General features: G+C 32.6%; 4 protein-coding genes. All 4 read right to left on the bottom strand.

Annotation, left to right across the window (positions count from 1 at the left end):
* Positions 1 to 282 precede the first annotated feature (282 nt).
* Positions 283 to 429, bottom strand: coding sequence for a hypothetical protein (locus tag D7V20_RS19925; RefSeq protein ID WP_171407865.1), 147 nt, complete (start codon positions 427 to 429; stop codon positions 283 to 285).
* A gap of 371 nt (positions 430 to 800) precedes the next feature.
* Positions 801 to 1,073 carry a PAAR domain-containing protein gene (locus D7V20_RS18800; RefSeq protein ID WP_120385366.1) on the bottom strand — a complete coding sequence of 91 codons (273 nt, stop codon included), beginning with the start codon at positions 1,071 to 1,073 and terminating at the stop codon, positions 801 to 803.
* Positions 1,074 to 2,642, bottom strand: coding sequence for a hypothetical protein (locus D7V20_RS18795; RefSeq protein ID WP_120385365.1), 1,569 nt, complete (start codon positions 2,640 to 2,642; stop codon positions 1,074 to 1,076).
* A gap of 8 nt (positions 2,643 to 2,650) precedes the next feature.
* Entirely contained in the window at positions 2,651 to 2,860 is a 210-nt protein-coding gene (locus D7V20_RS18790) for a hypothetical protein (protein WP_120385364.1), read from the bottom strand.
* Between the last annotated feature and the right edge of the window lie 59 nt (positions 2,861 to 2,919).

Genomic DNA, 2,919 nt, shown 5'->3' with positions numbered 1-2,919 from the left:
TTATCTAAGTATACAAAATATAAGATTATAATGTTTAACTTTTACTGTAGATACAAATAAATAAGCCCTTGTAAAAACAAGGGCTTTTAGATATTTGGCGGAAGCAGTATCCGTATAACAGTAGTGCTAGGTAATTTAAGGTAACTTCAGAATTATATTCATGGACTAAATAAAAAATCCAACTAAAGCCCATAACCGCAAAGCAATATAGTATAAAACTAAAAAATACCTGACTACTCAAGACCTTCATTTTAGCTAATTCTGTCCAACATCGAGAAGAATCTAAACTACATGTGCATAATAAAAATGTCCCTCGCCCTTACCATTGAGCATCTGAAGTCCTACTTCAGGTGAATTTATATCAAGTTCGGAAAAAGGCATACTTGCATAAATAGGATCACCATGTTGAGTTAAATTAATGATACTCACTTTTTTATGTTCTTATGTTTTCTTAACATAGCTAAAAAATCAGAATCTATTGGAGAACCTATTTATACCAAATGATCTATTATATAACCAAGATTTGCATAAGATTTCGCAATTTGTGCTGCAAGCATTGAACCATAAGAATAGCCAATTAAATTAAACTGTTTGGCAGCTTGGGGGGAAGTAGGTGGATAAACATGCTAATCAACAGTCCCATCACCATTCATGATGATTTTATAATATCGATTGGCAAGTGGGGTATTTGTAACGTTATCTACCAAGACAAATTGATGATCATAAACTTTTTTGTTTACAACACTTTCCGTTACGGCATTCTCAGCAGTAGTACTGGACGTTTTTGCAGTAGATTGAACCTATGTTAAATCGACTGACTGCGTTGACATGACAATATGATTACCAGGGCAACCACATTGTACCTTACACCCATGATAAACAACGCCAATGCTATTACAAAATTGTAGGCTGCTCGCTTGAACTGTTGAACCTATTTTTTTGCATATAGGGCAAAAAAACTTATCACCTAACACAATAATATTTTTACCATTGGATTTACGTGCTGTTTGAGAAGGAATCAGACGCCCCCCTGTTGTTGTTAGATCACCCTCTACAATAATTGGCAGTGACATTTATTTTGAGCTTCCTACAGTAGTATCTGGTTCATCAATTGGAAATATAGGAGGAATAACCATCCAACTTGTTCCTAATTGAGTGCCAGCATTATTGATAAGTAATGTATTTTTTTGTTTTTCGATCGTATTACCAATAGCAATACTGAATGATATTCCAGATATCATACTATTAGTATCATTTAATAGATGCCCTGTAGACAGGATTTGGTTGCTCTCTATTTCAAAATAATTAGATAACGAATTTAAATCGATCAAAGCATGCATTTGTGTTGGTTTATGATCAACGATCAAAAGTTGGTCACTTTCAAGTATTTTGTTATCTATATTAAATTCGTATGCCTGTTGGATTTGCTCCACGGATCGAATTATATTTTTAGCAATTTCCTGGTCATCTAATATATTGCTTTGATAACATTTATATTTCGAAGGTTTGGTTATACTTGCAATTGGATGAATACCTGTTGTAATTTTTTGATCGGAAAATAATACAGCAAAACCACATTCTGCAGGTTGCACAGACTCCTTTTCTTTATCAAATTTAATATTAAGAAGTAACTGATCTATCCACGAATCAACGCCTATTATTAAAAGTAATTGAGGATTTTCTACATGATTTAAATGTTTTGTCAACGTTTTATCAATAACCATTTGAGTTTCATCACTGCTGTTTACGTAATGAATATGATATTGAACATCATGTTGCTCATTTATATCTAATAATTTTAAACATTGTTTTGGAAGTTCTGACAGTATTTTCTTTTCTACATCAGATATATGATGAGGTAATATGTACACAACTTGCAAATTAGGTCTAGGACGATGATAGGCTCTTTCAGTAGATTCTTGAAGAGGTTGCTTACTTGTTTGTGATAACCAATCAGGGTGTAATCGTGCTTGATTTTTAGACTTAATATCCTCATCTTGTTCTGGATATAATTGTTTGATATCTAAACTTTGTAAAACTAAAGAATTTTTTTCAAATAATTGAATCGTTATTTGCTCCAGTCGTTTTGCTCGATCAGTAAATAATGGATATGGTACCAAAGACAAAGCAGAGGTTTCTTGTTTGAATAGTATTTTTTCATCATCATTAAGTGCAGGCATAGATGGGATTCGCTGACTTAAATACGGATAAGTTTTTTCATACTTTAAAATGGGATCTGGTTCAGCAGGTTTCATTTTCTGAAGTTCTACAATTATCTGTTTTACATCATTTCCAAAAGGCGTTATCAATGCCGTTTCTAAAATATGTAGATATTGTGTTGGTAAAAGTATATTTTCGTCTAAGTCAATAGATGTATTATCTTCTTGATCATTAGGCTTATTATTTTCTTCTATAGGAGGGAGTGTTGTTGTACTAATTAATTTATTTTTTATAAACTTTACAAGTATAATAATCGTGTACAAACCTAATAAGATAGCAAAAGGTAAACCAATCAGCATAATCATGAGGGTAGATACTGATATATCTATATTAGTATTATCTCGCCAATAACTAATTACCACATAATCAAAAATAATCAAGAACGTGAAGGCTAATAAAAGCCAGCGTAAACCTTTCGACATACCTTATCTCACTGTTTACTTACTAATGCAGGGTTTTGATAACTCTCATCTATAGGAACTCCTTGAGCCTTTCCTAAAACAGAGTAGTCTTTAATCGCGTGGGTACCGATCTCAAACTTAGCTATGATTACTGATTCATTGGTTTTGTCGTATTCTGGTTCACTTGCATTTGCAAATGTTGCCATACCAGTAAATACCATCAATAATATTTTATTCATAATAGCCAGCTCATTTTCTCATAAGAAACAACTAACAATTGGCAGCCAAGCCCAAAGGG

This window comes from Acinetobacter rongchengensis, from assembly GCF_003611475.1.
GTDB lineage: Bacteria > Pseudomonadota > Gammaproteobacteria > Pseudomonadales > Moraxellaceae > Acinetobacter > Acinetobacter rongchengensis.
Note: the sequence above shows the minus strand (reverse complement) of the source record. Positions and strands in the feature narration are given on the sequence as shown.